General features: G+C 65.1%; 3 protein-coding genes. All 3 read right to left on the reverse strand.

Annotated elements, in window-relative coordinates:
- Positions 1 to 8: 8 nt before the first annotated feature.
- The 3 genes from cas6e to casA are packed head-to-tail and all read right to left on the reverse strand — an operon-like array spanning position 9 to position 2814.
- A complete protein-coding gene (gene cas6e, locus G7Y51_RS13300; protein WP_165178223.1) occupies positions 9 to 653 on the reverse strand; it encodes a type I-E CRISPR-associated protein Cas6/Cse3/CasE in 645 nt (214 codons plus the stop codon).
- Positions 650 to 1210 carry a type I-E CRISPR-associated protein Cse2/CasB gene (gene casB / locus G7Y51_RS13305; protein WP_165178224.1) on the reverse strand — a complete coding sequence of 187 codons (561 nt, stop codon included), beginning with the start codon at positions 1208 to 1210 and terminating at the stop codon, positions 650 to 652. The genes cas6e and casB overlap by 4 nt, the downstream gene beginning before the upstream one ends.
- Complete coding sequence (gene casA / locus G7Y51_RS13310; RefSeq protein WP_165178225.1) at positions 1207 to 2814, reverse strand: type I-E CRISPR-associated protein Cse1/CasA; 1608 nt, start codon at positions 2812 to 2814, stop codon at positions 1207 to 1209. Before casA ends, casB begins: the two co-directional genes overlap by 4 nt.
- Between the last annotated feature and the right edge of the window lie 137 nt (positions 2815 to 2951).

Here is a 2951-nt window from a genome sequence, read left to right on the forward strand (position 1 = left end):
AAACCGCTCTAGCGGAGAGGTTCCAGCATCAGCAGGCCGAAGCCGAAGGCGCGGGCGCTGCCGATGCCGCGCGCGAAAGCCTCGGCAAAAGCCTGCCGTTCCACCACGCGCAACAAGCCCCTGAAGCGCACGCCCACAATCAGCCCGTGCTCTCCGGCCTTGCTGAAGTGATGATTTTCAGCGGGAAAGATCTCGACGTTTGCGCCTTCCTGCTCTTCCAGGAGCTGAAAACCGTGTTGCGCGGCTTTGCGCCGCAGCCAGTCCAGTTGTTCTTCCCGGCGCGTGAGGGCTTTGCGGCGGCTGTTTTTTCCGCGCCTGCCGTCCGCCTCCGCAGCCCTGAGCTTGCGGCAGGGGTTGGCCAACAGATCAAAACGGTAGAGCTCATGCCCCAGAAAGCCGGGCGCCACGCGCTTTATCCCCCAGCTCTCCGGCGGGCACCAGTCCGGGCGTTGCGGGCAACGCCCGGAAAGCAGCCAGAAACGGCAATGCCGCATCCCGGCCTGCGGCGGATCAAGGCGGGTCAGAAAATCACGCCGGGCATCGGGCTCATGGGGAAAGCATTGCCAGGCCGCCTTGTGCCAGTCGTAGGCGTCGCGCAGGCCGTGCCGCAAGGCGTGCGCCATATCCGGTTCCGCGCGCGCAAGCCAGATCATGACGCGCCCTCCGCTGCTTCAGGATCGCTTACAGCGTCCGGCGCGCCTGCCCCGGCCGAACCCCAGAAATGCTGGGCCCAGGCCCGGCGCGACCGGGGCCAGGCCAGCAGATCCTTTTCCAGTTGCGCGTAATCCACCGGCAGATCCCGCGATTTGGCATACAGGGCCACGCGCGTCACGCGGGCGCAAATCTCCTCAGGCCCGGCCGCCAGCAGAGAGCGCAGACGCGCGGCCATGGGGCCCTCGTTGCGTTCGCCTTCGTTGCCCGAACGCCAGGAGCGCAAGCCTGCCCGCTCGTCCTCGCGGCAAAGGGCCAGGCAAAGCGCGCCCATATCGCCGCTGCCGCCTGCTGCGGGGTGCGTGGCGAAAAGCCCGGCCACGGTTCTGACCACCCGGCAGCGATGCCTGTCCTTTTCCACGGGCGAGGCCAGATCGCAGAAGCGGGCCAGCACAGGCCAGGCCCGAACCTCCTGACTTTCCCTGAGACCGCAGCGCAAGACGGCCATCAGCCCGCGATCGCGCTCATGCCTGCGTAAAAAATCCAAAAGTGGGCTCATGCTTCCTCCTTCTCCGCAGTTTCGGAATCCGGGGCGCTGTCGGCCGATTCCCCGGCCGGGCGCAAGGGGGAGAGACGCATCCGCCCCAGCACAAAGGCTTTTTGCTGGCGATCGGAAAGCTCGCCGCAGACCAGATCATAGGCGCCGCGCGCGTGAGCAAGAAGCCGACGCCGCCAGATCCCGGCCGGGCCGCCGTCCCGGGCTTCCGCCAGATCGAAAAGCAGCCGCAGATCGCTTTCCACGGCTGTCCAGTAGGCCAGCAGGGCCTTGCCGTGCAGCCGGGCCAGAAGATCGCCGCGCCTGGCCCCGGCATGGCGCAAACGTCCGCTCCAGCCGCCGTCCAGGCTACCCCGGAACGTGCTTACGGCCCGCTCCAGTTTCCGGCACATCTCTTCGGCGTCGCGCACGCCGTTTTCATAGTTTTTACGGCCCTGATCCTCCCGGAAGCCCTGGCTCAGATGGTAGACGGACTCCCGCACGTCCAGCACGCTGGCCTGATTTCTGGCCAGACCGCAGATGACCAAATCCCAGCAGCCTGGCAGATGCCCCTGTTGCAGGGCCGCCAGGGCCAGCGGCCCGCGCGCCCGGCTCTGATCCTCGGCCCCGGTCTTGACCAGGATGGCCGCCAGATCCCGCCACACGGCCCGATCCGGCCGAAAGGCCAGCAAAGTCGATTGTTCCTCCTTGCCGCGCGCCCTGGACAAAACCAGCGTGGCGCTGGGTTCGGCCACAAAGGACTTCTTTTCGTTATTGCAATTGGGATAGAGCAGGGCCTCGCCCAGGAGCATGCCCGTGTCCCGCAGCAGCACGGCGCGGGAAAGCGGCACAAGCCTGCCCAGATAGGTGCGCGTCGCATTGGCTATGGCGGCGCGATCCGCCGGGCCCTGGGGCGGCGCTTCCCAGATGGGCCTGCCGCGCCAGTCCGGGCCAACCCCCTGATAATGGCGTTCCAAAATGCCGGGCAGGGGCAGATTGGCCCAGAGCGTTTGCAGCAGATTTTCACCGCGCAGAAAGGCGTGCAGCATGGATCCGCAGACGCAGGGCGCGTCGGACGCGCTTTTGCTGGTTTGGACGCCGTCCCAGACAACCTGGGGAATCAGGCCCCCGGTGTGAAAATTTTGAAATGTGAGCAGATCCAGGGCCAGTTGCTCTGGCGCGGGCGCTCCGGCGTGCCCCAGATGATCAAAGAGCAACGGATTATTGCCGCTTGCCCGTGTGAAATCCAGTTTGGCCAGGGCCGTCAGCTCCGGTTCCGCGCCTTTTTTGCCCCCTTTGCGCAAAGCCGCGATTTGCAGAAAAGGCTGTTGCGGATGGAACAGCCAGAAGCTCTCGCGCCACGCAGCCAGATAGTCGCGTGCGGCCGCTGGCAGACGTTGCGGGGCCGCGCGCCAGTCCTTGCCGTTTTTGGGGCCGTCCAGGGCGGCGTGCGCAATGCAGAGCAAAAGGCGCAGCAAGGCCACCCGCTCGTGCGGCCGCACGGCCAGGTCGCGGATTTTCGCACTTTCGGCAAAACACGCTCCCAGTCCCACAAGTCTGGCTTTGCCGGCCATGTCCAGAACAGGAATCCAGGCCTCATCAACCAGGTTGAAGCGTTTTCCCGTCACCAGGGCCTCCTAGAGCAGATTAACTTTAAATTTTTTCATACCCGCACGATTCAAACCAGCCCTGGGCATCATTCTGTGTGATCATGCTCAGGGCTTTCGCTACTACCGCATAAAGCTCTTCATGGGTACGGGCCTTC

It is taken from the genome of Desulfovibrio sp. ZJ369, from assembly GCF_011039085.1.
Taxonomy (GTDB): domain Bacteria; phylum Desulfobacterota; class Desulfovibrionia; order Desulfovibrionales; family Desulfovibrionaceae; genus Desulfovibrio.